Source organism: Rhodococcus sp. PSi06 (genome assembly GCF_054960675.1).
Map to the genome: position 1 here is coordinate 168,827 of NZ_JBHNYO010000002.1, position 23,845 is coordinate 192,671.

At 64.3% G+C, this 23,845-nt stretch carries 26 protein-coding genes; 14 read left to right on the forward strand and 12 right to left on the reverse strand.

Features of this window, described 5'->3' with window-relative positions; genetic code table 11:
* Positions 1-118 precede the first annotated feature (118 nt).
* Positions 119-1,126, forward strand: coding sequence for an iron-containing redox enzyme family protein (locus tag ACFI9K_RS03195; RefSeq protein ID WP_462662204.1), 1,008 nt, complete (start codon positions 119-121; stop codon positions 1,124-1,126).
* Here ACFI9K_RS03195 and ACFI9K_RS03200 read toward each other — a convergent pair.
* Entirely contained in the window at positions 1,081-1,392 is a 312-nt protein-coding gene (locus tag ACFI9K_RS03200) for a CDGSH iron-sulfur domain-containing protein (protein WP_462662205.1), read from the reverse strand. The genes ACFI9K_RS03195 and ACFI9K_RS03200 overlap by 46 nt on opposite strands.
* Complete coding sequence (locus tag ACFI9K_RS03205; RefSeq protein WP_462662450.1) at positions 1,379-2,062, reverse strand: HemK2/MTQ2 family protein methyltransferase; 684 nt, start codon at positions 2,060-2,062, stop codon at positions 1,379-1,381. The genes ACFI9K_RS03200 and ACFI9K_RS03205 overlap by 14 nt, the downstream gene beginning before the upstream one ends.
* 239 nt (positions 2,063-2,301) lie before the next feature.
* Between ACFI9K_RS03205 and ACFI9K_RS03210 the strand changes: the two genes are divergently transcribed.
* Positions 2,302-2,721, forward strand: a complete 420-nt coding sequence (locus ACFI9K_RS03210) for a hypothetical protein (RefSeq protein ID WP_462662206.1) — start codon at positions 2,302-2,304, stop codon at positions 2,719-2,721.
* On the forward strand, positions 2,718-3,947 hold the full coding sequence (locus ACFI9K_RS03215; RefSeq protein ID WP_462662207.1) for an NAD(P)/FAD-dependent oxidoreductase: 1,230 nt from the start codon (positions 2,718-2,720) through the stop codon (positions 3,945-3,947). Before ACFI9K_RS03210 ends, ACFI9K_RS03215 begins: the two co-directional genes overlap by 4 nt.
* A 16-nt stretch (positions 3,948-3,963) precedes the next feature.
* On the opposite strand, the gene glsA is transcribed toward ACFI9K_RS03215, so the two are convergent.
* Positions 3,964-5,169 (reverse strand): glutaminase A, encoded by a 1,206-nt coding sequence (gene glsA / locus ACFI9K_RS03220; RefSeq protein ID WP_462662208.1) that lies wholly within the window; start codon positions 5,167-5,169, stop codon positions 3,964-3,966.
* A 398-nt stretch (positions 5,170-5,567) separates the two neighbouring features.
* On the opposite strand from glsA, the gene ACFI9K_RS03225 reads away from it, so the two are divergent.
* The gene (locus tag ACFI9K_RS03225) at positions 5,568-7,757 is read left to right on the forward strand and encodes a molybdopterin cofactor-binding domain-containing protein (protein ID WP_462662209.1); all 2,190 of its coding nucleotides are present in this window, start codon (positions 5,568-5,570) and stop codon (positions 7,755-7,757) included.
* 6 nt (positions 7,758-7,763) lie between these two features.
* Positions 7,764-8,228 carry a (2Fe-2S)-binding protein gene (locus ACFI9K_RS03230; protein ID WP_462662210.1) on the forward strand — a complete coding sequence of 155 codons (465 nt, stop codon included), beginning with the start codon at positions 7,764-7,766 and terminating at the stop codon, positions 8,226-8,228.
* A 79-nt stretch (positions 8,229-8,307) separates the two neighbouring features.
* Here ACFI9K_RS03230 and katG read toward each other — a convergent pair whose 3' ends face one another.
* From katG to ACFI9K_RS03265, 7 genes are all read right to left on the reverse strand, one after another.
* Positions 8,308-10,539: a catalase/peroxidase HPI gene (gene katG, locus ACFI9K_RS03235; RefSeq protein ID WP_462662211.1), complete on the reverse strand. Its 2,232-nt coding sequence runs from the start codon at positions 10,537-10,539 to the stop codon at positions 8,308-8,310.
* Positions 10,540-10,581: 42 nt separating this feature from the next.
* Positions 10,582-11,061, reverse strand: coding sequence for a Fur family transcriptional regulator (locus tag ACFI9K_RS03240; RefSeq protein WP_462662451.1), 480 nt, complete (start codon positions 11,059-11,061; stop codon positions 10,582-10,584).
* Positions 11,062-11,204: 143 nt separating this feature from the next.
* Entirely contained in the window at positions 11,205-11,669 is a 465-nt protein-coding gene (locus tag ACFI9K_RS03245; RefSeq protein ID WP_462662212.1) for a MarR family transcriptional regulator, read from the reverse strand.
* A 10-nt stretch (positions 11,670-11,679) separates the two neighbouring features.
* Entirely contained in the window at positions 11,680-13,488 is a 1,809-nt protein-coding gene (locus tag ACFI9K_RS03250) for an acetyl/propionyl/methylcrotonyl-CoA carboxylase subunit alpha (protein ID WP_462662213.1), read from the reverse strand.
* 14 nt (positions 13,489-13,502) lie between these two features.
* Positions 13,503-13,775: an acyl-CoA carboxylase epsilon subunit gene (locus ACFI9K_RS03255; RefSeq protein ID WP_462662214.1), complete on the reverse strand. Its 273-nt coding sequence runs from the start codon at positions 13,773-13,775 to the stop codon at positions 13,503-13,505.
* Entirely contained in the window at positions 13,772-15,382 is a 1,611-nt protein-coding gene (locus ACFI9K_RS03260; protein WP_462662215.1) for an acyl-CoA carboxylase subunit beta, read from the reverse strand. The genes ACFI9K_RS03255 and ACFI9K_RS03260 overlap by 4 nt, the downstream gene beginning before the upstream one ends.
* A 41-nt stretch (positions 15,383-15,423) precedes the next feature.
* Positions 15,424-16,566: an acyl-CoA dehydrogenase family protein gene (locus ACFI9K_RS03265; protein ID WP_462662216.1), complete on the reverse strand. Its 1,143-nt coding sequence runs from the start codon at positions 16,564-16,566 to the stop codon at positions 15,424-15,426.
* 97 nt (positions 16,567-16,663) lie between these two features.
* On the opposite strand from ACFI9K_RS03265, the gene ACFI9K_RS03270 reads away from it, so the two are divergent.
* The 6 genes from ACFI9K_RS03270 (at position 16,664) to ACFI9K_RS03295 (ending at position 20,124) form a co-directional block, all read left to right on the forward strand.
* Positions 16,664-17,245, forward strand: coding sequence for a TetR/AcrR family transcriptional regulator (locus tag ACFI9K_RS03270; RefSeq protein ID WP_222092734.1), 582 nt, complete (start codon positions 16,664-16,666; stop codon positions 17,243-17,245).
* An 80-nt stretch (positions 17,246-17,325) separates the two neighbouring features.
* Positions 17,326-18,345 (forward strand): LLM class flavin-dependent oxidoreductase, encoded by a 1,020-nt coding sequence (locus tag ACFI9K_RS03275; protein ID WP_462662217.1) that lies wholly within the window; start codon positions 17,326-17,328, stop codon positions 18,343-18,345.
* 87 nt (positions 18,346-18,432) lie between these two features.
* A complete protein-coding gene (locus ACFI9K_RS03280) occupies positions 18,433-19,239 on the forward strand; it encodes a transglutaminase-like domain-containing protein (protein WP_057476529.1) in 807 nt (268 codons plus the stop codon).
* A 114-nt stretch (positions 19,240-19,353) separates the two neighbouring features.
* Positions 19,354-19,524, forward strand: coding sequence for a CsbD family protein (locus ACFI9K_RS03285; protein ID WP_008718579.1), 171 nt, complete (start codon positions 19,354-19,356; stop codon positions 19,522-19,524).
* Between the two features lie 86 nt (positions 19,525-19,610).
* On the forward strand, positions 19,611-19,868 hold the full coding sequence (locus ACFI9K_RS03290) for a lipopolysaccharide assembly protein LapA domain-containing protein (RefSeq protein ID WP_462662218.1): 258 nt from the start codon (positions 19,611-19,613) through the stop codon (positions 19,866-19,868).
* A gap of 28 nt (positions 19,869-19,896) precedes the next feature.
* A complete protein-coding gene (locus ACFI9K_RS03295; protein ID WP_462662219.1) occupies positions 19,897-20,124 on the forward strand; it encodes a hypothetical protein in 228 nt (75 codons plus the stop codon).
* 49 nt (positions 20,125-20,173) lie between these two features.
* Here ACFI9K_RS03295 and ACFI9K_RS03300 read toward each other — a convergent pair whose 3' ends face one another.
* Positions 20,174-20,479, reverse strand: a complete 306-nt coding sequence (locus ACFI9K_RS03300; protein ID WP_462662220.1) for a hypothetical protein — start codon at positions 20,477-20,479, stop codon at positions 20,174-20,176.
* A 101-nt stretch (positions 20,480-20,580) separates the two neighbouring features.
* Positions 20,581-21,372 (reverse strand): bifunctional hydroxymethylpyrimidine kinase/phosphomethylpyrimidine kinase, encoded by a 792-nt coding sequence (thiD, locus tag ACFI9K_RS03305; protein ID WP_462662221.1) that lies wholly within the window; start codon positions 21,370-21,372, stop codon positions 20,581-20,583.
* Positions 21,373-21,548: 176 nt separating this feature from the next.
* Here thiD and ACFI9K_RS03310 point away from each other — a divergent pair, with 176 nt between their 5' ends.
* From ACFI9K_RS03310 to ACFI9K_RS03320, 3 genes are read left to right on the forward strand one after another with little or no spacing between them, the layout of a single operon-like run.
* Entirely contained in the window at positions 21,549-21,986 is a 438-nt protein-coding gene (locus tag ACFI9K_RS03310; protein ID WP_462662222.1) for an SRPBCC family protein, read from the forward strand.
* 34 nt (positions 21,987-22,020) lie between these two features.
* A complete protein-coding gene (locus ACFI9K_RS03315; protein ID WP_462662223.1) occupies positions 22,021-22,158 on the forward strand; it encodes a hypothetical protein in 138 nt (45 codons plus the stop codon).
* A complete protein-coding gene (locus tag ACFI9K_RS03320; RefSeq protein ID WP_462662224.1) occupies positions 22,155-23,747 on the forward strand; it encodes a phytoene desaturase family protein in 1,593 nt (530 codons plus the stop codon). Before ACFI9K_RS03315 ends, ACFI9K_RS03320 begins: the two co-directional genes overlap by 4 nt.
* Positions 23,748-23,845 lie beyond the last annotated feature (98 nt).

The window sequence follows — 23,845 nt, forward strand, 5'->3', positions numbered from 1 at the left end:
CCTTCCGCTGGAACGGCACCGAACTTCGATGTCGTGCAGAACGGATTGCCGGTCGATTCGGCTCACAAACACATGCGCGGACCGCGATTGATGCCGGCGACGATGGGTAGTCTCAGGTATGACCGCGCTCCTGTCCGTCAGCCCGTCCGCCGCTAGGACCCCTGTTCTGCCGACCCCGTGCGGGCCGATCTCGGATGCAGTCGTTCGTTATCTGACCACCGGTGAACCAGGACGAACTGCAGCACTACCGGTGGTCACCGGTGTCGATCCCACCTCCCGGGATGTACAACTGACACTGTTGATCGCGTACGAACTGCACTATCGCGGCTTCGTCGGGATCGCCGATTCGTGGGAGTGGGACCCCGATCTTCTTCGCCTCCGAGCGACTCTCGAATCCGCATTCCTCGAGTACGTCCGGGCCAATGTCGAACCCGGCAACGATGCCGCCTCCGAAATGGATGCCCTGTCCGTCGAGGCGACGTCGGGCACAGGACCGTCCTGGTTCCTTCGCGACGAGGGCTCGTGGGAGCAGATGCGCGAGTATTTCGTCCACCGCTCCATCTACCATCTCAAGGAAGCCGACCCCCATGCCTGGGCCATCCCCCGGTTGACCGGTCAGGCCAAAGCCTCTTACGTAGCAGTCGAATTCGACGAGTACGGCGGCGGGCGGGGCGACCGCGTCCACCAACACCTGTGGGCCGAGTCCATGAAGGCGGCCGAGCTCGACGCGTCGTACCTCGGATACGTCGACCGTGTTCCCGCGCAGACGCTGGCGTGGGTGAACCTGATGTCGCTCTTCGGTCTGCATCGAAGCCTCCGCGGTGCCACGGTGGGACACCTCGCCGCCACGGAGATCACGTCGTCCCCCGGCTCACAGCGGTACGTTCACGGGCTGCAACGATTGAACGCACCCCAACCGTGCATCGCGTTCTACGCAGAGCACGTCGAAGCGGACGCGGTACACGAGCAGGTGCTGCGTCACGATGTCGTCGGAAACCTGCTGCGCGACGAACCGGAGCTCGAGGCCGACGTGGTGTTCGGAATGCGGGCACTGGATTTTGTGGAGAACGAACTCGCCGATCACGTGATGTCGCGTTGGTCTGCCGGCCTGTCCTCACTCGACTGAGCAGGCCGCTTCTTGGCGCGATGGCTGGTGTCGCACAGCGGGTAGTTCTTGCTCCGCCGGCACGTGCACACCGCCACCGCGAAACGGTCCGAACGCACGCGCGACCCGTCGTCCAACACGATCTCGACGGGTCCGTCCACCACTATCGGCCCACCCTTGACTACACGAACGGTGGTGCGTGTGCGCGTCGGCTTCGCGGGAACATCTGTCGCGGGAACATCGGTCGCGGGAACATCTACGGTGGGGCCGTCGTCATCGGTCGGCACGAACGACCACCAGATCCTCGATGTCGCGAGACGCGTCGAGCAGCCCGACCTCCTGTAGCCAGGCAGACCGTTCTGTCATGACCGGTCCGAACGAGATGGACCGACGTGCTGCCACGGACACAGTCATACCCGCGTTGCTCAACATGGCCACGGTACGGCCAGGATCCGAGTACTCGGACTGCACGAGAATCAGTGTTCCACCGGGCGCGAGTAGGTCGGAAGCGCTGTCGCACAACGGGTCCAAGACCATCCGGCCGTCGTGGCCTCCGTCCCACGCTCGATGCGGTCCCTCTCCGACGGGCACCGCTTCCGAGGGCACGTACGGCGGATTGCACAACACCACATCGAACGGGTCGAGCGCGGCGGCATCCGCGAAGGATCCGAGGCGGACGTCGACGTCGGCACCGAGGGCGGCGGCATTACGGCGCGCACACGCCACCGCGAGCGGGGAGATGTCGAACGCAACCACTTCACGCGCGCCCAAGGACGCCGCAGCGATCGCGACTGCGCCGCTGCCGGTGCACATGTCGAGCACTCTCGCGCCGCGCACCACGCCGGCCTGCGCCGCCGTTTCGCACAGCAGCCACGAGTCATCCTGCGGTTCGTAGACGCCGGGATCGGCCTGTATCGCTCGCGTGGTTGTGAAGGTTTCGAATTCGGCCGTCGTCATCGACGTGTCCTCTCGGTCGGGGGACGTCGCCCTCCAGGGCTGTGCGCCGAGCGTGGGCTCCACTCGCAGGTGCTTGCCGTATGCCCGCTCGGGCAGGTCGCAAACAATACGCATGAAACCACCCGAATCGGGTAGTCCATCGATAACTCGCGGTGAGGAAAACGCCGTCGTTCACCCATATCGGGTCCCTACCGTCTGCGTCGGCATCGTCGCCCACGTTGTTCACCGAGGAGATTCTCGTGTCTGTTCTGCCTTCGATCGATTCCGTTCCCACCGTCGTCGTGCCCTCGCTTCGGCAGGTGTTTCCGGCCCCGACTGCCGGTGCGGGCATCACCGTCACCGAGTTCGGCGATGCCACCGTCGTTCGCATCGTCGGCGAATTCGGACGGCAGGATCTCGGAGTATTGGCCGAGACGCTCGGCGATGCAGCGGTCGAGGGCTCTCGACTGGTGCTCGATCTGACCGCACTCGACGCGATACCGGCAGGCACGGCGGCAATTCTCGACGCCACGTCGATGCATCTGAGCCGATGGGGCACTCGACTGGCCGTGGCCGGATCGATCGAATCGACCCGAGCGCTGGCGGCAGACTCGCTCGGCCGCACAGCATTTCACACCACCCTCGACGCGGCGCTCGCAGACAGAGAGATCTCGGCTTGATATCGAGCGGCGTCGACGGCTACCACGACGTACTCGTTCTCGGCGGCGGCAACGCCGGAGTCAGTGCGGCCGCGCGCGCGCTGCGCCGCGGCATCACCGATGTAGCCGTCATCGAACCCCAGGCTGTTCACACCTATCAGCCTCTGCTGTCGTACGTCGGTGGCGGTCAGGCCCGACTCGCCGACGCCGAGCGCACTCAACGCTCGGTGATGCCGAAGAAGTGCACCTGGATCCAAGACGCGGTCGTCGGGGTCGATCCCGTGCAGAAGGTGACCACGACTGCGTCCGGTCGACGCTACGGCTACGGAGACCTCATCATCGGCACCGGCCTGGTACCCGATGACGACGCACTTGCCGGTATTTCCGCGGCAGCCGACTCCGACGCGGTGACGAGCAACTATCTGGGTCGAGCCGAAAAGACCTGGCAGTTGATCTCCCACTTTCCGTCACCCGGTGTCGGCGACTCCACCGAGCGCAGCACTGCAGTGTTCACCGTTCCCCGGCCACCTGTGGGCTGCACCGGAACCACGCTCAAGCCATTGTTCCTGGCTGCCGCGCACTGGCGCGCGACCGGGGAGCTTGCCGACATCGACATCATTCTGGTCATCGATCGTGAAGAGCTGCTCGGGGTCCCTCGGCTCGACTCGATGTTGCGCAGACATCTCGACGAACTCGGCGTCAGAATTCTGCACCGAACCGCTGTGACCGCGCTGTCGCCTGCCACCCGGCAGATCACGGTCACCGATCACGAGGGCGCGCAGACGATCATCGATTATCGAATGCTGCACCTGGTTCCACCGTTCCGCGGGCAGCCATGGGTGGAGTCGTCCGGATTGACCGGCGGCGCACAGCACGGTCTCGTCGACATCGATCCGCGCACCCTGCGGCACCGCGATCACCGCGACATCTGGGCCGCCGGTGACGGTGCGGCGATAGACACCGATTCCTCCGGCGGTGGGCTGAGAAAGCAGATAGCCGTGCTGGTGGACAATCTGCTGGCCGCCAGAGCCGGAAGAGAATTGACGTCGTACGACGGCTATACCGTCGCACCGGTGACGATCGACTCCCACCGTCTCGTTGCGGCCGAGTTCGACCGAACCGGGTCGCTCACGCCATCGCTACCGTCGTTTCTCGATCCGCTGAAGGCGCGCCGATCGGCCTGGCTGTTCGACCGTTACGGCCTGCCACGGAGCTATTGGAACTTGATTCTTCGCGGACGGCTCTGACGGCACCGGGTAGGCGTCACTCGAGGTCGAGCACTGTCATCAGTGCGTTCGGGTCGTCGATCTGGACGTCGTATCCGTCTTCGCGCAGACCGGCGGCAGCAGCGTCGAGCATTCGACGTGCAACGTCGTCCATTGCCCGCACGTGACTCAGATCGAGAACGATTCGGCGGCTGAGCTTCTCACTGTTCGCCAGAGTGGCCAGCACCGATTCGGCTCCCGCGAAACGCAGATCGCCCTGCAGTTGCACGGTCGTCACGTCTTCGCCGGTCACCTCACGGATGGCCGATGCACCACTCGGTGCCACGTGCATCATGTGCAGTTCCAGATCACGTGAGAGTCGCTCGAACACTGCAACTCCCCGCACACTGTTCCCGTGTTCGTTCAACCTGGGCGAGAGTACGGCCACCCCCACCTGCCCGGGCAGCACACCGACGATGGCACCGGCTACCCCGCTCTTCGCCGGAATGCCCACCGCGGCAATCCAACTACCGGAACCGTCGTACATTCCACATGTCGACATCACCGACAGCACGTGCCGGTTGATCGCACCGTCGATCAGTCGCTCCTCGGTGATGGGATCGACTCCACCGTTGGCCATCACCGAGGCGATGGTGGCCAGGTCGACGCAGTTGACGTCCACTGAGCACTGGCGGGCATACCCGTCGACAACGTCGGCCGGTTCTGCTGCGAGCACTCCCACCGATTTCAGCAGATGCGCAATCGCGGTGTTGCGGTCGTCCGATTCGATCTCGGCCTCGTACACCGACGAGTTGGTACTCAATGTTCTTCCAGCACAGCGACTGTGGAGGTCTCGAACACGGTCCGCACGATCCTGGGGCGAGTGGCCACGAATCATCGAGTGCACAGCGAGGGCGCCGGCATTGATCAACGGATTACGCGGGCGGCCCGTGCTGCGTTCGAGCGAGATCTCGTTGAAGGAATCACCGGAGGGCTCGACGTCGGTCGCCTCGAGCATTCGTTCCAGTCCGTTGTCTTCGATGGCCAACGCATACGCGAGTGCCTTGGAGATGGACTGGATGGAGAACTCGACGCCGTGATCGCCGGCGGCGTAGACGGATCCGCCGACGGTCGCAAGGGCGACTGCGAAGGTGTCCGGGTCCGCTCGTTCGAGTTCGGCGTTGCCCTCCGCGATGGCCCCGCCGCCCTGTCCACGACAATCGTCGAGAACGGATTCGAGATAGCGGGTGATCGGTGACTGCATCTCTCCACGCTAACTCGACCGGCGACGTCCTTGCCCCGCCGTGCGGGTCAGTGCTCGCGGTCGGAATTCGTCGTCGACGCGCTCTGAAACATCTCCAGGAAAGATCCGAAGCCTCGGTCGCTCGTTGCAGAGCTCTCTCGTGCGTCTTGCGCGGACCCGGCCGCCATGTCGTCTGGTTCCATGTTGCCCATGCTGCCGCTCGAACATCGCGGCCCATCGGGGCTCCCTGTCACGATAAAGCAACGAAATATAACGACTCGATAACGCCGGATCTCGAGCCTCGTCGTGACGAGCACCGAACGAATGCCGACACCGTGGGATTCACGACCGGCCGCGCCTCGATGTGCACGAAGTGCCGGATCGACGACTGTAAGGTCGAGCCCGACCGAAAGGACGATGTGACGCACGCGATACCCGAGCGGCGCACCGTGTCGCGTCGTGCTTTCATCACCGCAGTGGTGGCCGGCTCGACGCTGATGCTCGTGACGCGGACCACGGCTTCTGCCGAGCCGTCCGACAACGAAACCGAACTCGGACAGGGGCGCACCGCTCTTCCCGCCGACTCGAATCTGGTGATCCTCGAGGTACGCGGGGACGGATCCGTGCACTGCTCCTTGCCCCGCGCCGAGATCGGGCAAGGCCTCACGACGTCGGTGGCGATGTTGATAGCAGAAGAGCTCGACATTTCACTCGACAAGACTGTGATCTCCCTCTCCCGTGGCCGGCAGGAACTGATCGGCAACCACTACACCGGCGGCTCCAACTCCATCCAATCTCTGTGGGAGCCGGCTCGTTCCACCGCTGCGACGGCGCGAGCACGGTTGCTCCGCGCCGCCGCCGACCGGTGGGGAGCGGACATCCGCGCGCTGACGATCGCCGACGGCATCGTCTCGGCACCGGACGGGCGGTCGGCGCATTTCGGCGAACTGGCGGCCGCCGCCGCAGCTCCGGATCTGCGCTACGACGCGGTTGCCCCGAAGCCCACGACGGACACAACTGTCGTCGGCACCCCGACGACGCGCCTGGACGCTCGCGCGATCGTCACCGGTCAGCTCACCTACACGCTCGATCTCGACGTGCCCGACGCCATGCCTGTCGTCGTCCGACGCCCACCGACGATCAACGGAACCGTTGCCACCGTGGACGAGGCGGCGTTGCGAGCGATGCCGGGGGTCATCGACATTGCCGTCGTGTCCACCGGGGTTGCCATCATGGCGCGCACCTTCGGCTACGCGCTGGCCGCGAAGGACGCCGCGGTGGTCACGTGGAACGCGGGAACGATCGACGACGAGTCCACCGATTCCATCCAGGACAGGCTTCGGCGGAGCACCCCGGCGTTCACGGGCTTCGGCGGAGTGGGCAGGCCCGAGCTGCCGGGCGAAACGAAACTGAACGTCGACTTCGACTTCGCTCCCGTCTCGCACGCAGCGATGGAAACCAATTCGGCGGTCGCCGACGTGCGGGCCGATCGCGCGGACGTCTGGGCGTCGATGCAGTTGCCCAACTACGCGGGTCAGAGAATTGCCCTGACACTGGGCCTTCCGTTGAATCGGGTCACCACCCACGTGATGAACGGCGGCGGATCGTTCGGGCGGAGGCTCTATCTGGACGGCCCACTCGAAGCCGCCGTCATCTCCCGAGCACTGGGCAGACCGGTGCGCCTGATGTGGTCGCGAGTGGACGACATGCGGCACGGCCGGGCCAGACCCGCTGTACACACCAAGTTCGACGCGGTCCTCGCCCGCGGCACCGTGATCTCCTGGGAGCAACGTGTGGCTGCCGTCTGCACCGATTTCGACGGCGGTTTCGGTGACCTCGTGACCGACGCAGTGGCACCGTCCCCCCTGATATCTCAGACGCTGTTCCACAGCACCCGAGACCCGTACTCGTTCACCGACGCCGGCATCAGGACCTTGGTCGAGGTACCGATCGCGATGCCGACCGGCAGTTGGCGATCGGTGTTCTCGGGAACCGTACGTACCGCCGCGGAGATCATGGTGGACCGCATCGCCCACGCCCTCGTTACCGATCCGATGGAGCTGCGGATCGGGGCGGTGGCGAGCGAGCGCCACCGTGACGTACTGCGCACGCTCGCTGCCGAGGGCAACTGGGGTGCAGATCTCGGCCCGGGCCGAGCGCAGGGTATCGCGTTCCATGTCGAATTCGGCTCCAGTGCAGGTTATCTCGTCGAGATCGATGCACGGGATCCACGAATGCCGCGCGTGACGAAAGCCGTCATCGTGGTCGACGTGGGGCGAGTGGTCAACCCGCGGAGCCTCGAAGCTCAGATGATCGGTTGCCTGATGGACGGCATCTCGACCACGCTGCGAGCCGGGCTGCACTACGAGCAGGGATTGCCGCTCGAAGGCAGCTACTCGCAGTTCCACTACGCCCGCCAACGCGACTCACCACCGGACGTGCGGGTGGTGATCATGCCTCCGACCACCGAGAACCCTGGTGGTGCAGGAGAATTGGGAGTGCCCGCGGCGGCCGCCGCCGTGGCCAACGCGTATGCGCGGGCCACCGATACCACCCCCACCAGCTTCCCGATCCTGTTCGACGTCGATTTCGATCCGTTCCCGAAATGAGCATCCATGGCTGAGAAGAAGTTCGTGGTCAACGGGGCCGCGGTATCAGTGGACCTGCCGGACGACATGCCGTTGCTCTGGGCCCTCCGAGACGAGCTCGGTATTCGCGGGCCGAAATACGGGTGCGGCATCGGCGTGTGTCACGCCTGCACCAGCCATCTCGACGGCGAGGAGGTACTCCCCTGCGTCACACCGGTATCCGATGCGGTCGACAAGGAGGTCACGACCATCGAGGGACTTGCCGATGGCGACGTTCTCCATCCGGTGCAGCAGGCGTGGATCGACGAGGACGTCTCTGCGTGCGGTTACTGCCAGCCGGGCCAGATCATGGCGGCCGTCGCTTTGCTGAAGCGCATACCCGACCCGACCGACGAGGACATCGACACCATCGAGAACGTCTGCCGGTGTGGTACCTATCCTCGAATTCGCCGGGCCATCAAGGCCGCGGCGCACGCGATGTCGCAGCGCTGATTCGACACTCCTTCTGCCACAGCACAACACCCCGCGAACCACAGGTTCGCGGGGTGTTGTGGTGAAGCGTTCTACCCGATCAGCTCAGTTCGAAGCGATCGAGCATCATGACCTTGTCCCAGGCCGCGACGAAGTCGCGGACGAACTTCTCCTTCGCGTCGTCGCAGGCGTACACCTCGGCGATAGCGCGCAATTCGGAGTTCGAGCCGAAGACCAGATCGTTGCGAGTTCCGGTCCACTTCTTCTCACCGGTCGCCGCATCCTTGGCCTCGTAGATGCCCTCCTCTGCAGCGGGAACCCACTCGGTTCCCATGTCGAGGAGATTGACGAAGAAGTCGTTGGTGAGTGTGCCGACCTTGTCGGTGAGGACGCCGTGCGTCGACCCCTTGAAGTTCGCGCCGAGCACACGCAGACCGCCGACCAGCACGGTCATTTCCGGTGCGCTGAGCGAGAGCAGGTTGGCCCGGTCGACCAGGTTGAACTCGGCCGGGAGCTTCTGGCCCTTGCCCAGGAAGTTGCGGAAGCCGTCGACCTTGGGCTCGAGATCGGAGAACGAGTCGACGTCCGTGTTTTCCTGCGTCGCATCCATGCGACCCGGGGTGAACGGAACCGTGATGTCGACGCCGGCGTTCTTGGCGGCCTGCTCGACGGCTGCGACGCCGCCGAGGACGACGAGGTCCGCGAACGAGACGGTGCCGGAGAACGACTGCTGGATGCCTTCGAGAACACGGACGACCTGAGCGATCTCGTCGGGCTCGTTGACCTCCCAGCCGGCCTGCGGCTGCAAGCGCAGACGACCACCGTTGGCACCGCCACGCTTGTCGCTGACGCGGAACGACGCTGCTGCCGCCCAAGCAGCCGAGATGAGCTGATCCTGGCTGAGTTCCGAGCCGAGGATGGCCTGCTTGAGCTCGGCGATCTGTGCGTCATCGATCAGCTCGTGATCGACGGCCGGGATCGGGTCCTGCCAGAGCAGGGGCTCCGCCGGAACCTCGGGGCCGAGGTAGCGCGAGACCGGTCCCATGTCGCGGTGGGTGAGCTTGAACCATGCCTTCTGGAACTCCTCTGCCAGCTCCTCGGGATGATCGAGCCAACGACGGGTGATCTGCTCGTAGATCGGATCGACGCGCATCGCGATGTCGGAGGTCAGCATCGACGGGTGGCGACGCTTGGACGGGTCCGCGGGATCGGGAACGAGATCCGCGCCCTCGCCGTTCTTGGGACGCCACTGGTGTGCGCCGCCGGGGCTCTTGTAGAGCTCCCACTCGAATCCGTAGAGCGTCTCGAGGAAGCTGTTGTCCCACTGCGTCGGGGTCGGGGTCCAGATGACCTCGAGACCACTGGTGATCGCGTCTGCGCCGACGCCGCTCTGGAAGCTGTTCTTCCAGCCGAGGCCCATCTGCTCGATGGGGGCACCTTCGGGCTCTGCGCCGATGTGCGCGTCGGGGTCGGCAGCACCGTGCGTCTTGCCGAACGTGTGGCCGCCGACGGCGAGTGCCGCGGTCTCGATGTCGTTCATGGCCATGCGGCCGAAGGTCTCGCGGATGTCCAGTGCGGACTGCACGGGATCCGGGTTACCGTTCGGGCCTTCGGGATTGACGTAGATCAGGCCCATCTGCACTGCGGCCAAGGGGTTTTCGAGGCTCGTGCGATCACCGTCGTAGCGCTCGTCGCCCAACCAGGTCTGCTCGGGACCCCAGTAGACGTCTTCGTCCGGCTCCCAGGCGTCGACGCGGCCGCCGGCGAAACCGTAGGTGGGCAGGCCCATCGACTCGATGGCGACGTTTCCGGTGAGGACGATGAGGTCGGCCCACGAGAGCTTCTTGCCGTACTTCTGCTTGACGGGCCACACCAACCGGCGGGCCTTGTCGAGCGAGGCGTTGTCGGGCCAGCTGTTCAGCGGCGCAAAACGCTGCATGCCTGCTCCGGCGCCGCCGCGACCGTCCTGCTTGCGGTACGTGCCCGCTGCGTGCCATGCCATGCGAATGAAGAAGGGGCCGTAGTGACCGAAGTCGGCAGGCCACCAGGGCTGCGAGTTCGTCATCAGGGCTTCGATGTCACGCTTGACCTCGGCGAGATCGAGAGAGTTGAACTCGGCTGCGTAGTCGAAGTCGGGTCCCATGGGGTCGCCGACTGCCGGGTTCTTCTTGAGGATCTTCAGGTTCAGGGACTTGGGCCACCACTCACGGTTGCTTCCGCCTTCGACGGGCATCGGCATCGAGTCGTGCATGACCGGACACTTCCCGCCGCCGCCCTCCTGCGGCTGATCCTCGTTCATCTCTTTTTCGCGTGTTACGTGGTCTTCAGACACGTGCTTCCTTCCAAGGTATGACGATCGGGCTGTGATCGGTGGTCACGAACTCTGCTGTGTTCGAGACCGGGGAGGAAATTGAACGGACACTGCCGGCTGCTCACGAGCCGCCGAACACTGTGCGCAGAGGCCCCAATAGATGACCTCCGCCTCGTCGATGGTGAAACCGACGGAGTCCGATGCCGTGAGACACGGCGTCTCGCCGACTGCGCAATCCACATCGGCGATGACCCCGCACGAGCGGCACACGGCGTGATGGTGATTGTCTCCGACGCGCGCTTCGTATCGCGCAGGCGAACCAGCGGGCTCGATCCGCCGAACCAGGCGCGCCGTTGTCAAAGCATTGAGAACGTCGTACACAGTCTGCCGGGACACTTCCGGCAGCACGGAACGCACGAGCCCGAGAATGGTGTCGGTATCTGCGTGCGGGTTGTTTTCGACGACCTCGAGTACCGCGACCCGGGGACGGGTCACGCGCATATCGACTGTGCGCAGTAGCTCCGCATGCGGCGAGATCGGCATCACGAGGCCAGTATTCACCGGCTTTCTGGACCAAGTCAAGTATTGGTTCGGAATCTACCGGCCCGACGTCACATGTTCATCGCAGGCCCGTTCCGTTCCGGGGCAACCCGAGCACCGCACGCGGTACTGCCGTCGGCCGCCGATCAGCGTCGACCGTTCCATTGCTTCTCGATACCCCGCAGAACCTCGAGCGTCTGTGCAGAGTCGGCATCGACGGCCATCCGCGACCGAGCGCGCTCGAGCGCCCGTTCGGCGCGTGTCACCGCACGGTGGCCGGAGTCGGTGGCTTCGACCAAGTACTGCTGCCGATTCCGCGGATTCACGCTTCGCACCAGCAGTCCCGCGTCCACCAGACTCGCGGTGGTCGCGGTGATGCTCGTTCTGTGCCGCACCAACTCTCGCGACAATGTGCTGTACGACGTCGGCCCTCGCCTGCACACCAGTTCGAGAACCTCGTACCTCGCCCAGCTCAGCCCCTGCGCGTCCAGTGCCTCCGCCAGACGAACCCGCGCGGCCGACGCCATGCGCAGCACCGTCGACACGATCTCGAGTTCGGTCGAGTGCACCGGAGAGGTATCGCCGTCGAACGATTCAGCGAGGGCAGTCATCGAGTACTCCCTATTTGATTTCTGTGAGGACGGTGCCTTGGGTGATGGCGTCGCCTGCGGTGACGGACAGGCCGGTGATGGTGCCGGCTTTGTGGGCGGTGACGGGGTTTTCCATCTTCATCGCTTCCAGGACAGCGATGAGGTCCCCGACCTCGACGGTGTCGCCTTCTTCGACGGCGACTTTGACCACGGTGCCCTGCATCGGGGCGGTGACCGCATCACCGGACGCGGCACCGTTACCGGCACCACCACGGGTGCGGGCTTTCGGCTTGCGCCGCACCGCACCGGCAGCACCACTGTTGCCGCCACCTCCGTTGCCGCCGAGAGACAGTTCGCCGGGCAGGGACACCTCGACGCGGCGGCCACCGACCTCGACGATGATGGACTGCCGGGGCAGGACCTCGTCGTCTCCGATCGGTTGGCCGGCGGTGAACGGAGGAACCTGATTGTCGAATTCGGTTTCGATCCACCGGGTGTGCACCGAGAAGGAGTCGCCGTCGCCGATGAACGCGGGATCGGAGACCACCGCAGCGTGGAACGGGATCACCGTCGCGAGGCCTTCGACGGTGAATTCGGCCAGGGCGCGGCGGGAGCGGGCGAGTGCTTCCTCGCGGGTGGCGCCGGTGACGATGAGTTTGGCGAGCATCGAATCGAACTGGCCCCCGATCACCGAGCCGGATTCGACACCGGAATCGACGCGGACACCCGGGCCGGAGGGGGCGGTGAAGGTGGTGACCGGGCCGGGGGCGGGCAGGAACCCGCGGCCGGCGTCTTCGCCGTTGATCCGGAACTCGAACGAATGCCCCCGCGGGGTCGGGTCTTCGGTGATGGTCAGTTCGTCACCGTTGGCGATGCGGAACTGTTGCAGGACCAGGTCGATGCCGGAGGTTTCCTCGGTCACGGGGTGTTCGACCTGCAGGCGGGTGTTGACTTCCAGGAAGCTGACGAGGCCGTCTTGGCCGACGAGGTATTCGACGGTTCCGGCGCCGTAGTAGCCCGCTTCGAGGCAGATGGCTTTGGCGGAGGCGTGGATTTCTTTGCGTTGGGCGTCGGTGAGGAACGGGGCGGGGGCTTCTTCGACGAGTTTCTGGAAGCGGCGTTGCAGGGAGCAGTCGCGGGTGCCGGCGACGATGACGTTGCCGTGCTGGTCGGCGATGACCTGGGCTTCGACGTGGCGGGGTTTGTCGAGGTAGCGTTCGACGAAGCATTCCCCGCGCCCGAACGCGGCGACGGCTTCGCGGGTGGCGGAATCGAACAACTCGGGGATTTCTTCGCGGGTGCGGGCCACTTTCATGCCGCGGCCGCCGCCACCGAATGCGGCTTTGATGGCGATCGGGAGGCCGTGTTCGTCGACGAACGCCAGGATCTCGTCGGCATCTTTGACCGGTTCGGAGGTGCCGGGGACGGAGGGGGCTTTGGCGCGGGCAGCGATGTGGCGGGCGGTGACCTTGTCGCCGAGGTCGCGGATCGATTGTGGGGACGGTCCGATCCAGATCAGGCCGGCGTCGATGACCGCTTGCGCGAAGTCGGCGTTCTCGGAGAGGAATCCGTAACCGGGGTGGATGGCGTCGGCCCCGGACTTGGCGGCGGCATCCAAGATTTTGTCGATCACCAAATAGGATTCCGCCGAGGACGCCCCGCCGAGTGCGAACGCCTCATCGGCCAACCGAACGAACGGGGCATCGGCATCGGGCTCGGCGTACACAGCGACACTGGCCAACCCGGCATCAGCAGCCGCCCGGATCACCCGCACCGCGATCTCACCACGATTGGCAACAAGAACCTTCGAGATCTTCTTATGGGAAGTTGAGGTGGTCATATGTGCGAAATCCTTCACTGGCCGTATCGGGCATTGACGAAAAGAGCTGGGGCACCGGCGAGTCCGTAACGGTGCAGATCTTCCGGGCGACCCCACAGATCGATCGGTGCCGGCATGTCCTCGGCCACCGACGACCGCGCGGCAGTCAGAACCGCAACGACGGCAGCGATTTCGGCATCGGTCGGACTTCCGCGAAACGACCAACTATCAGCCGCAGCATGATTCGCTTCGCCGCTCACTGCGTCCTGATTCGCGTCGCTCACTGCGTCATGATTCGCTGCGCTCATAGGGGGATGTTTCCGTGTTTCTTCGGCGGCAGGGTCACTTGTTTGCGTTCGAGCAGACGCAACGCGGTCACGATCTGCCCACGGGTGTGACTGGGCGGGATGACCGCATCGAGATACCCCCGCTCGGCCGCGACATACGGATTGACCAACGTGTCCTCGTATTCCTGCTGCAACTCGAGACGCAACGCATCGACGTCCTCACCGTTGGTCGCTGCTTCCAACAGTTTCTTGCGGTACACGAACCCGACCGCACCCGAAGCCCCCATCACCGCGATCTGCGCTGTCGGCCACGCCAAGTTCACATCGGCCCCCATGTGCTTGGACCCCATCACGTCGTACGCCCCGCCGTAGGCTTTGCGGGTGATGACGGTGATCTTCCCGACCGTCGCCTCCCCGTAGGCGTAGAGCAGTTTCGCCCCGCGCCGGATGATGCCGTTGTATTCCTGCCCCGTGCCGGGCAGGAATCCTGGCACATCGACCAACGTGATGATCGGAACGTTGAAGCAATCACAGGTGCGCACGAACCGCGCCGCCTTCTCCGAGGCATCGATATCCAAGGTGCCGGCGAACTGGGTGGGTTGATTGGCCACGATCCCCACCGACCGGCCATCGACCCGACCGAATCCGACGATGATGTTGCGGGCCCGCCCTTCTTGGACTTCGAGGAATTCGTCGTCGTCGAGGATCCGGCGGATCACCTCGTGCATGTCGTACGGAGTGTTCGGCGAATCCGGAATCAGAGTGTCGAGTTCGAGATCCTCCGCCGTCAACGAGTCCTCGATCGCCCCGACGATCGGATCCGACGCCGCGGTCCGCGGCGCATCGGCCCGATTGTTGCTCGGCAAATAACTCAGTAGGTCACGGACGTAGTCGAGGGCATCGTGTTCCCCCGAGGCGACATAGTGCGCGACTCCGGACTTCTCCATGTGGGTGTGCGCGCCACCGAGCTCTTCCATCGTCACGTTCTCCCCGGTGACGGTCTTGATCACATCGGGGCCGGTGACGAACATCTGGCTGGTGCCATCGACCATGACCACGAAATCGGTCAACGCCGGGGAGTAGACGTGCCCACCCGCTGCCGGGCCCATGATCACCGAGATCTGCGGGATCACCCCCGATGCGCGGACGTTGCGGTGGAAGATTTCCCCGTACAACCCCAGCGAGACGACACCTTCCTGGATCCGGGCCCCGGCGCCTTCGTTGATGCCCACCAACGGACGGCCGGTCTTGATCGCCAGATCCATCACCTTGACGATCTTCTCGCCGTAGATCTCCCCGAGTGAGCCACCGAAGACGGTCGCGTCCTGGGAGAACACGCACACATCACGGCCGTCGACCGTGCCGTAGCCGGTGACGACACCATCACCGAGGGGCCGGTTCTCCCCCAACCCGAAATTCTGGGACCGGTGCCGCGCCAACGCATCGAGCTCGACGAACGACCCCTCGTCGAGCAGGGCGGTGATCCGCTCACGAGCAGTCAACTTGCCCTTCGCGTGGACCCGCTCCACCGCCGCCTCACCCGAGGGATGCTCCGCACCCGCGAGACGTTTACGAAGATCAGCCAATTTACCCGCAGTGGTATGGATATCGGGTTCGGTTGTCGTCATGTAAGAATTCCCTACCTTGTATGGACAGCGAGCGAGACGTGTCAGCTGGTTGCGAGCGATCGGGCGATGACCAGACGCTGAATCTGGTTGGTGCCCTCGAAGATCTGCGTGATCTTCGCGTCGCGCATGTATCGCTCGACGCGGAAGTCCCTCGTGTAGCCGTAGCCGCCGAACACCTGCACGGCATCGGTGGTCACCTTCATGGCAGCGTCCGTGGCGATCAGCTTGGCCACAGAAGCATTGCGGGAGTAGGGAAGTCCGGCGTCCCGGCGGCGAGCTGCGTCGAGATAGGTGGCCCGAGCGGAATCGACTGCCGCTGCCATGTCGGCCAGTACGAAGCCCAGCCCCTGATGGTCGATGATCTTCTTGTCGAACGCGGTACGTTCCTGCGCGTACTTCACTGCGTCGTCGAGTGCCGCTTGGGCGATACCCACTGCAACAGCGGCGATTCCGAGCCGGCCGGCATCGAGAGCACTGAAGGCGATCTGCAACCCTTGGCCCTCCGCTCCGATACGCCACTCGGTGGGGGCGTGCACGTTGTCGTAGTGTGCGGAGGTCGTCGGGATCGCATGCAATCCCATCTTCTCTTCGGGTTTGCCGAAGGTGAGCCCCTCGGTGTCGTTCGGGACGAGGAAGCACGAGATGCCCTTGGACCCTTGGCCGGTGCGGGCGAACAGGTTGTAGAAGTCGGCCTTGCCGCCGTGTGTGATCCACGCTTTCGATCCGTTGACCGTGTACCCGCCGTCGGTCGCCGTGGCCTTACAGCTCAACGCGGCTGCGTCGGACCCGGCCTGCGCCTCGGACAGCGAGTAAGCCCCGATCTGTGCACCCCCCAGCATGCCGGGGAGCTTGTCTGCCTTCTGCTGCTCGGTACCGAAGGCCATCAACGGATGGCAGGCCAGGCTGTGCACGCTCACTGCGACGGCAACTGCGGCCCACCGTGATGCCAACTCTTCGAGAACTTGCAGGTAAACCTCGTACGGTTGTCCGCCGCCGCCCCACTCTTCGGCGTACGGCAAGCTCAGCAACCCCGCCTCACCCAGCGTTGCGAACACCCCGTCCGGGTAGGTCTCCCGGCGTTCGTGTTCGTCGACGATCGGGTCGAGAACCTTGTCCGCCACATCTCGGGTGAGCGCAATGAGATCTCGCGCTTCGGCAGTGGGCAACAGGCGATCGACGGGCACGGACAACCTCCGGGACGGATTTCAGCATCAGTACTGCAGGATGATCCGCAGTACTGATGCACAGTACTGCACAAGTCGATGCAGTACCATCCTTGGTGTGAACGCACCCGTGACCTCGCATGCCACGGCGCGCCGTTCCGAACTCTTCGACCAACTCGTGAGCCTGTTCTTGGCCGAGGGATTCGCCCACCTGACGCTCGACACCATCGCGGCCCGGCTGCGCTGCTCCAAATCCACCCTGTACACCCTGGCGTCCAGCAAGGATCAGCTGGTCGGCGGAGCCACCGTGCACTACTTCAAGTCCATGACCACGCAGGTGGAAAACGCAGTCGCCGAGGTGGACGGCACCCGCAATCGCATCACCACCTACCTCACGGCCGTCGGCGCTGCCTTGGAGTCGGCATCCGAACAGTTCATGACCGATCTGGCATCACTCGAAGCGGCTCGTTCGGTGTACGAGCGCAACACGGCGATCGCCGCCCGGCGCGTTCAGGAGTTGATCAGCGAGGGCGTGGCGAGCGGAGAAGTGCGGGACGTACACGCCGCCTTCGTAGGCGATGTCGCCTCGTCGGTCATGGTGCGAATCCAAACGCGCGAGGTGTTTCGCTTGACCGGGCTGAGCGACGGCGACGCGTATCTCGAACTGGCGAAGTTGCTGACGGCCGGAATCGGCGCGTAACACGCCGGAGGGAATGAATACACCCCGCCATACGCTGAAGCACGGTGAAAGTGGTTGATCCTTCAACGAAAGAGCGCCTGATGAAGAAGATCGGATTCTTGTCCTTCGGACACTGGTCACCGTCCCCGCAGTCACAGACCAGATCGGCGTCGGACGTTCTGTTGCAGTCGATCGACCTCGCCGTTGCTGCCGAAGAGCTCGGTGCCGACGGGGCGTACTACCGGGTTCATCACTTCGCCAACCAACTCGCGTCTCCGTTTCCGCTGCTTGCTGCGGTCGGTGCCAGAACGAGCACCATCGAGATCGGTACCGGTGTCATCGACATGAGGTACGAGAATCCCTTCTACATGGCCGAGGACTCCGGCTCCGCCGATCTGATCTCGGGCGGGCGGCTACAACTCGGCGTGAGCCGGGGATCGCCCGAACAGGTCATCGAGGGCTACCGGTACTTCGGATACACCCCCGCGGAGGGAACCGATCATGCCGACATGGCTCGCGAGCACACCCGCATCTACCTCGATCTCTTGGAAGGCAAGGGCTTCGCTCAGCCGAACCCGCGGCCGATGTTCCCCAACCCACCCGGCCTGCTGCGCCTCGAACCGCACTCCCCCGGTTTGCGTCAGCGCATCTGGTGGGGTGCCGGTACTCGTGAGACCGCCGAGTGGACGGCACGCCAGGGCATGAACCTGATGAGCTCTACGCTTCTGAGCGAAGACACCGGAGTGCCCTTCCATCAGTTGCAGGCCGAGCAGATCGAGCGTTTCCACAAGACGTGGAGCGACGCCGGGCACGATTTCGAGCCTCGAACATCCGTGAGCCGCAGTATCTTTCCTATCGTCAACGACCTGGACCGTGCGTACTTCGGACGAGACGGAAGCGGCGACGATCAAGTCGGCTACCTCGACGGCGGAAAGGCTCGGTTCGGCAAGACCTACGCGGGCGAGCCCGATCGCCTGATCGACGAACTCGCCGCCGACGAGGCGATAGCAGCTGCGGACACACTGCTGCTCACCGTTCCGAACCAATTAGGCGTGGAGTACTGCGCACACGTCCTGGAGACACTGCTCCGCGACGTGGCCCCAGCACTGGGGTGGCGCTGATCACTCGGTGACAGGCCGCGGTTGGTTTCGGTGGATACGGGTGCTGGCAGCGAGTTCACACGCCAACACCACCTGCCAGGAGTACCCGTGCTCAAACGCGACGTATCCGCGCGCCTCGATGTAGACATCACCGCCGCCACCACACTCGAATTCCAGATCGCGATTGCCCCGCATCCGGGCACGACGGTCACCGAATCGCTCTCCTTCGTTCTCGACGGCAACCCTATCGAGGCGAAGGAGGTCAGCGGACCGCACGGCAACAGGATCCACGTCATGCCGGCCGATGTCGGCAACCTTCAGGTTTCGTACGACGCCACGATCCTGGGCAACACCGCTCCGGCTCCGGTCACCGATTACGACATGTCGCTCTATCTGCGACCGAGTCGGTACGCCGAGGCCGACAAGTTCTACGGATTCGCCGCCACCGAATTCGGCGACTACGCGGACTCCGAGGAACTGCTGGCCAAAATTTCCGCGTGGGTCGGCGCTCGGCTGAGTTACGTTCCGGGAAGCAGTGATCCGATCGACGGTGCCGTCGACACACTGCTCGCCGGACAGGGCGTCTGCCGGGACTATTCGCACCTCGTGGTCGCCATGCTGCGTGCGGTCAACGTGCCGGCCCGCCTGGTGGCGGTGTACGCACCCGGCTGCGATCCGATGGACTTCCATGCTGTGGCAGAGGCGTTCGTGGGCGGCCAATGGCGCGTTGTCGACGCCACCTGCCTCGCACCTCGGTCGACACTGGTGCGCATCTCTGTCGGTCGCGATGCCGCCGACACAGCATTCCTGGACAACCACAAGGGTGCCATCACGCTGAACAGTTCCGTGGTCACCGCAGTGGTCGACGGCGAGCTTCCGCACGACGACATCACCGAGCTGGTCTCCCTCACCTGATTACCCGCGTCGCATCGGTGATGTAGATCACACTTCCTCGGCGTTTGCTTTCGGTCGGGAAAACCGACTATCTATCCGTTACCAACATTCACAGCCACCTGAAAGGCGAACACCATGAGCTTCATCGACAAGGCCAAGAACGCAGCAGAAGACGCCATCGGCAAGGCGAAGGAAGTTGTCGGCGACGCCACCGACAACAAGGACCTCGAGGCCGAGGGCAAGAAGGATCAGGGTTCGGCAGGCGTGAAGAAGGTCGGCGAGAACATCAAGGACACCTTCAAGTAACCCCCACCCCATCGAGTGCCGCCGATCTCGATGATCGGCGGCACTTGCACTTCATCCACCTTCACACCCGAGAACGGAAACCCCTCATGACCGCATCGACCGACACCAAAACCACCAAGCGCCGCGGCGGATTCGCCTCGAAGCTCGCCCTGCTCATCACGCTCGTACTCGTCGCAGCACTGGTGATCTTCGTACTGCAGAACACCGTGCACACCACGATCGACTTCCTGGGCTGGAACTTCGATCTCGGCCAAGGCGTTTCGCTGCTCGGCGCAGCCGTCGTGGGTGCCGTCATCACTCTCACTGCTACCGCCGCACTGAAGGTACGACGCGCCGTCCGCTGACCGACTCCCACCCGAGAGGATCTTTTCGATGCTTCCCTTGCTGGCACGCAAGTACCTGTACCGTTACCTCATCGTGGCGATCGGGCTTCCCATCCTCGCTCGACTCTTGGCTTTTGCGGGGCAGAGCCTAGAAAAGCGAACGGGCAAGGACAACGTCGTGTCCAGGGGCCTGAAATCAGCCGGCAGATTCGCGCAGCGGCGAGCCGACAAGGCGCAGGGCAAGAAGGAACGCAAGTCCCAGCAATCCCTACGCTAGGCCGGTCGACGGGCACGTCGACCGGTTGTACCGACTGCTCGGACTGCGATCAGTGTCCAGCCGGGTCGGTCAGCGACTTGCCTTCCAGGGCCTTGACACGCTTACGCTCCAAAAGGACCAAGGCAACCCCGGCCACGAGAAGGACCGGTGCAGCAATTGCCCCGATCCACACCCACCCGGTGAATCCATAACCTGCCGCGGTCAGAGTGAGACCCAGGCTCACCAATGCCACTCCGATGCAGATGTAGCCGGGCCAGTTGCGAGTGTCGACAATTGCCTCACCCGCGTGCCCGCGGGTTGTCCGATCGTCGTCGGTCGCCCCGGCGTCGGCTTCGCGCGAGTTCTGTTCTGCCATGTGGATCCCCTCCGGATTCGGACCGTTTGCCCTATTCGAGACAAACCGTCCACGACGGCTGCCCGCTCGAGTCCGGAGGTAAACCTGGCGTCGGCGGACGGTCAGTCGTGCCAGCTCACGGCAGCGAACGGAGCGCGGCTCGCGAGCCGGCCGACGATGCCGGCGTGCGCAAAGTCCTTCGCCGTCGCAACGGCGTCGAGCACGTCCGCGCCTTTGGCCAGCTCCGCGGTGATGGCTGCTGCGAACACGCAGCCAGCACCCGACACGCGTTCTTCGCCCACTTTAGGGGCGCGCAGCACGGTCAGATCCGACCCGTCGTAGACGACGTCGACGGCTTCGTCGCCGGGCAGCCCGGCACCACCCTTGACCACTACGAACTGCGGTCCGAGGTCGGCGATTCTCTTCGCGGCTTCGCCGAGGTCGTCGATGGTGATGATCTCGTCCATTCCAGACAGCGTCTGCGCCTCGAAAAGATTGGGGGTGATCACGGTGGCCAGCGGGAGAATGTCGCGCCGGAGGGCGTTGTCGGTGTCGAGCGCGGCACCGGGTTCCTGACCTTTGCAGATCAACACGGGGTCGACCACCACGTGCCGCCACGGCTGCAGGCGCAACGAGCTCGCAACCGAGTCCACGGTGCCGGGGGTACCGAGCATGCCGATCTTGACGACATCGAGATCGTGTGCGGCAGTGGCGACTTCGATCTGATCGGCGATGACCGAACTGTCGATGGGGACGAACCGGTGACCCCAGCCGGACTTCGGGTCGAACGACACGATGCACGTGATCGTTCCGACGCCGTACACCCCGAGCCGCTCGAATGTCTTGAGGTCTGCCTGCAGACCGGCTCCGCCGGTGGCTTCCGAGCCTGCAATGACATACGCGATTGTCGACATGCACTCAGTATGACAATCCGGGGTCGACCGCGAATCAGGTGGTCGACATCCGATTGGGTCCGGCAGTTTCGGGGCATATGAATGATTCGGGTCGTTTCCCCGCGACCCCATGACGCGCACTACATCGACTTCGAGCCCAGGAGCAGCGGACACCACGAGAGTTCGGAGGCCGAACCGTGCCAACCCAGCGGAACACGACAGCCAGCTGCGACGACGTTTGGGACGTTCTCGCAAACGGATGGAGCTATGCGACATGGGTTGTCGGCGCTTCCCGAATAAGAGCCGTCGACGGCAATTGGCCCGCTGCAGGAAGCTCGATCCATCATTCGGTCGGTGCGTGGCCCGCGGTACTCAGTGACGTGACCCGATCGGTGGGAATGCACGTCGGGCGTGAACTCCGACTCGAGGCGCGTGCACTGCCGTTCGGAAAGGCGTCGATCGTTGTGCGGTTGCACCCCACCGCAACCGGCTGCCGTATCGAGATCATCGAACATGCGATCACAGCACCGTTCGACCTGGTGCCGGACCGCATCCAACATCTTCTGGCGCATCCACGCAACGCCGAGGCGTTGCGCAGGCTTGCACTCCTGGCCGAGCGGTCCACCTCACCGTGAGCAACACTCCACTGCGACAAGCAGTCTCGGGAAAATGTTCTCGTTCGTTCTCGGCGACGTGCTCGGTGCCATCGTCTTCGTGAGCACCGAAGTCGCGGTAGGCGTCGCGTCGTACTTCGTCGGTAGGGTTCACAGCAGCAGGAACATCGAACAGAGGAGCACCTCCCCATGACCACCACCGAAGTCGACGCAATCGTCATCGGCAGCGGTCACAACGGATTGGTGGCTGCTGCGGCGATGGCCGACGCGGGCTGGGACGTCGTGGTCCTCGAGGCTGCCGAGCACCCAGGCGGTGCTTTGCGCAGCGCCGAGCTAATTCCGGGTTTCACCAGTGATCTCTTCAGCGCCTTCTATCCGATGGCGCTTGCATCGCCGGCCATGACCGCACTCGAGCTCGAACGACACGGGTTGCAATGGTCGCACTCCCCTGCGGTGTACGGCCACGCACTATCTCCGCAGGACACCGGCGCGCCAGTGGTCCATCATGACGTCGAGACCACGGCCGCAATGCTGGCCGAGCACGACGCGCGCGACGGCGATACCTGGCTGCGGCTCTTCGAGCAATGGGAACTCGTTCGGGGGCCGCTCCTCGGTTCCCTGTTCGGACCGTTCCCGCCCGTGGCACCCGCAGCTCGGTTGGCCCGCGCCCTCGGACCGTCCGAAACTCTGCGTTTCGTGCGTTTCGCGGCCCTTCCCGCCCGGGTGATGGCGCACGAGCTGTTTCACAGCGAGGCTGCGCGTTGCTTGCTGCTGGGAAATGCAATGCATGGCGACGTGCCCACCGATGCCCCGGTCAGCGGAATGATGGGCTACCTGCTCACGATGCTCGCGCAGGACGTCGGCTACCCCGCCCCTGTCGGTGGCTCATCGGCGCTGACGGGGGCTCTGATTCGCCGAGGGGCCGCATCGGGTGCCGCGCTCGAATGCGGACAGCTGGTCGAGTCGATCGACGTTCGCGGCGGTCGCGCGCGTGCGGTGCACACGGCGGCCGGAGACACGTTCCGCGCCCGTAGGGCAATCGTCGCCGATGTGTCGGCACCGGCTCTGTACGGCTCACTGCTTCCGTTCGACGCAGTTCCGCGCCGAGTGCACGACGACCTTCGCACTTTCGAGTGGGACACCCCGGTCGTGAAGGTCAACTACGCCCTCGATCGTCGAATACCCTGGAACTCACCGTCTTTGGCGGATGCAGGCACAGTTCACCTCGGTGCCGACGACAACGGCCTGGTGCACTGGGCAGCCGACCTCACCACCGGAAATCTCCCACAGAGCCCGTTCATGCTGTTCGGCCAGATGACCACGGCCGATCGGACCAGATCGCCGGAAGGTACCGAGAGCGCGTGGGCCTACACCCATCTACCGAGAGGCGTCGTCGACGATGCGTCGGCCGACACCGTCGCCGACCGCGTGGACAGCGTTCTCGAAGCTCATGCGCCGGGATTTCTGGATTCGATCGTCGGCCGGGTCGTGCAGCGACCGAGCGATCTGCACGGAGCCGATCCCAATCTGTACGGGGGCGCGGTGAACGGAGGGACAGCACAGCTGCAGCAACAGTTGATTTTTCGGCCGACGCCGGGGCTGGGACGGTCGGAGACCCCGGTCGAGGGTTTGTTTCTCGGTTCTGCATCAGCACATCCCGGCGGCGGGGTGCACGGGGCAGCAGGCCTCAACGCGGCACGGGCTGCACTCGGTCAGCGAGGAGTACGCGGCTGGATGAAGAAGAAAGTCACAAGTTCGCTCATCGAATTACTGGCCAGGTAGTGGCGTTATCGAACCGAGATCTTTCGTTATCGGTTCGAGACATTCGGCGACGCCTTCCGAAATCGGGCACTGGCATAGTTGACAGCACAACAACTCAG

Bases quoted from the DNA above. Each gene is read 5' to 3' on its own strand.
- ACFI9K_RS03195 (WP_462662204.1), top strand. From the start codon at position 119: ATGACCGCGCTCCTGTCCGTCAGCCCGTCCGCCGCTAGGACCCCTGTT.
- ACFI9K_RS03205 (WP_462662450.1), bottom strand. From the start codon at position 2,062: ATGACGACGGCCGAATTCGAAACCTTCACAACCACGCGAGCGATACAG.
- glsA (WP_462662208.1), bottom strand. From the start codon at position 5,169: ATGCAGTCACCGATCACCCGCTATCTCGAATCCGTTCTCGACGATTGT.
- ACFI9K_RS03230 (WP_462662210.1), top strand. From the start codon at position 7,764: ATGGCTGAGAAGAAGTTCGTGGTCAACGGGGCCGCGGTATCAGTGGAC.
- ACFI9K_RS03240 (WP_462662451.1), bottom strand. From the start codon at position 11,061: ATGCCGATCTCGCCGCATGCGGAGCTACTGCGCACAGTCGATATGCGC.
- ACFI9K_RS03245 (WP_462662212.1), bottom strand. From the start codon at position 11,669: ATGACTGCCCTCGCTGAATCGTTCGACGGCGATACCTCTCCGGTGCAC.
- ACFI9K_RS03250 (WP_462662213.1), bottom strand. From the start codon at position 13,488: ATGACCACCTCAACTTCCCATAAGAAGATCTCGAAGGTTCTTGTTGCC.
- ACFI9K_RS03255 (WP_462662214.1), bottom strand. From the start codon at position 13,775: ATGAGCGCAGCGAATCATGACGCAGTGAGCGACGCGAATCAGGACGCA.
- ACFI9K_RS03260 (WP_462662215.1), bottom strand. From the start codon at position 15,382: ATGACGACAACCGAACCCGATATCCATACCACTGCGGGTAAATTGGCT.
- ACFI9K_RS03275 (WP_462662217.1), top strand. From the start codon at position 17,326: ATGAAGAAGATCGGATTCTTGTCCTTCGGACACTGGTCACCGTCCCCG.
- ACFI9K_RS03285 (WP_008718579.1), top strand. From the start codon at position 19,354: ATGAGCTTCATCGACAAGGCCAAGAACGCAGCAGAAGACGCCATCGGC.
- ACFI9K_RS03290 (WP_462662218.1), top strand. From the start codon at position 19,611: ATGACCGCATCGACCGACACCAAAACCACCAAGCGCCGCGGCGGATTC.
- ACFI9K_RS03295 (WP_462662219.1), top strand. From the start codon at position 19,897: ATGCTTCCCTTGCTGGCACGCAAGTACCTGTACCGTTACCTCATCGTG.
- ACFI9K_RS03300 (WP_462662220.1), bottom strand. From the start codon at position 20,479: ATGGCAGAACAGAACTCGCGCGAAGCCGACGCCGGGGCGACCGACGAC.
- thiD (WP_462662221.1), bottom strand. From the start codon at position 21,372: ATGTCGACAATCGCGTATGTCATTGCAGGCTCGGAAGCCACCGGCGGA.
- ACFI9K_RS03315 (WP_462662223.1), top strand. From the start codon at position 22,021: ATGTTCTCGTTCGTTCTCGGCGACGTGCTCGGTGCCATCGTCTTCGTG.
- ACFI9K_RS03320 (WP_462662224.1), top strand. From the start codon at position 22,155: ATGACCACCACCGAAGTCGACGCAATCGTCATCGGCAGCGGTCACAAC.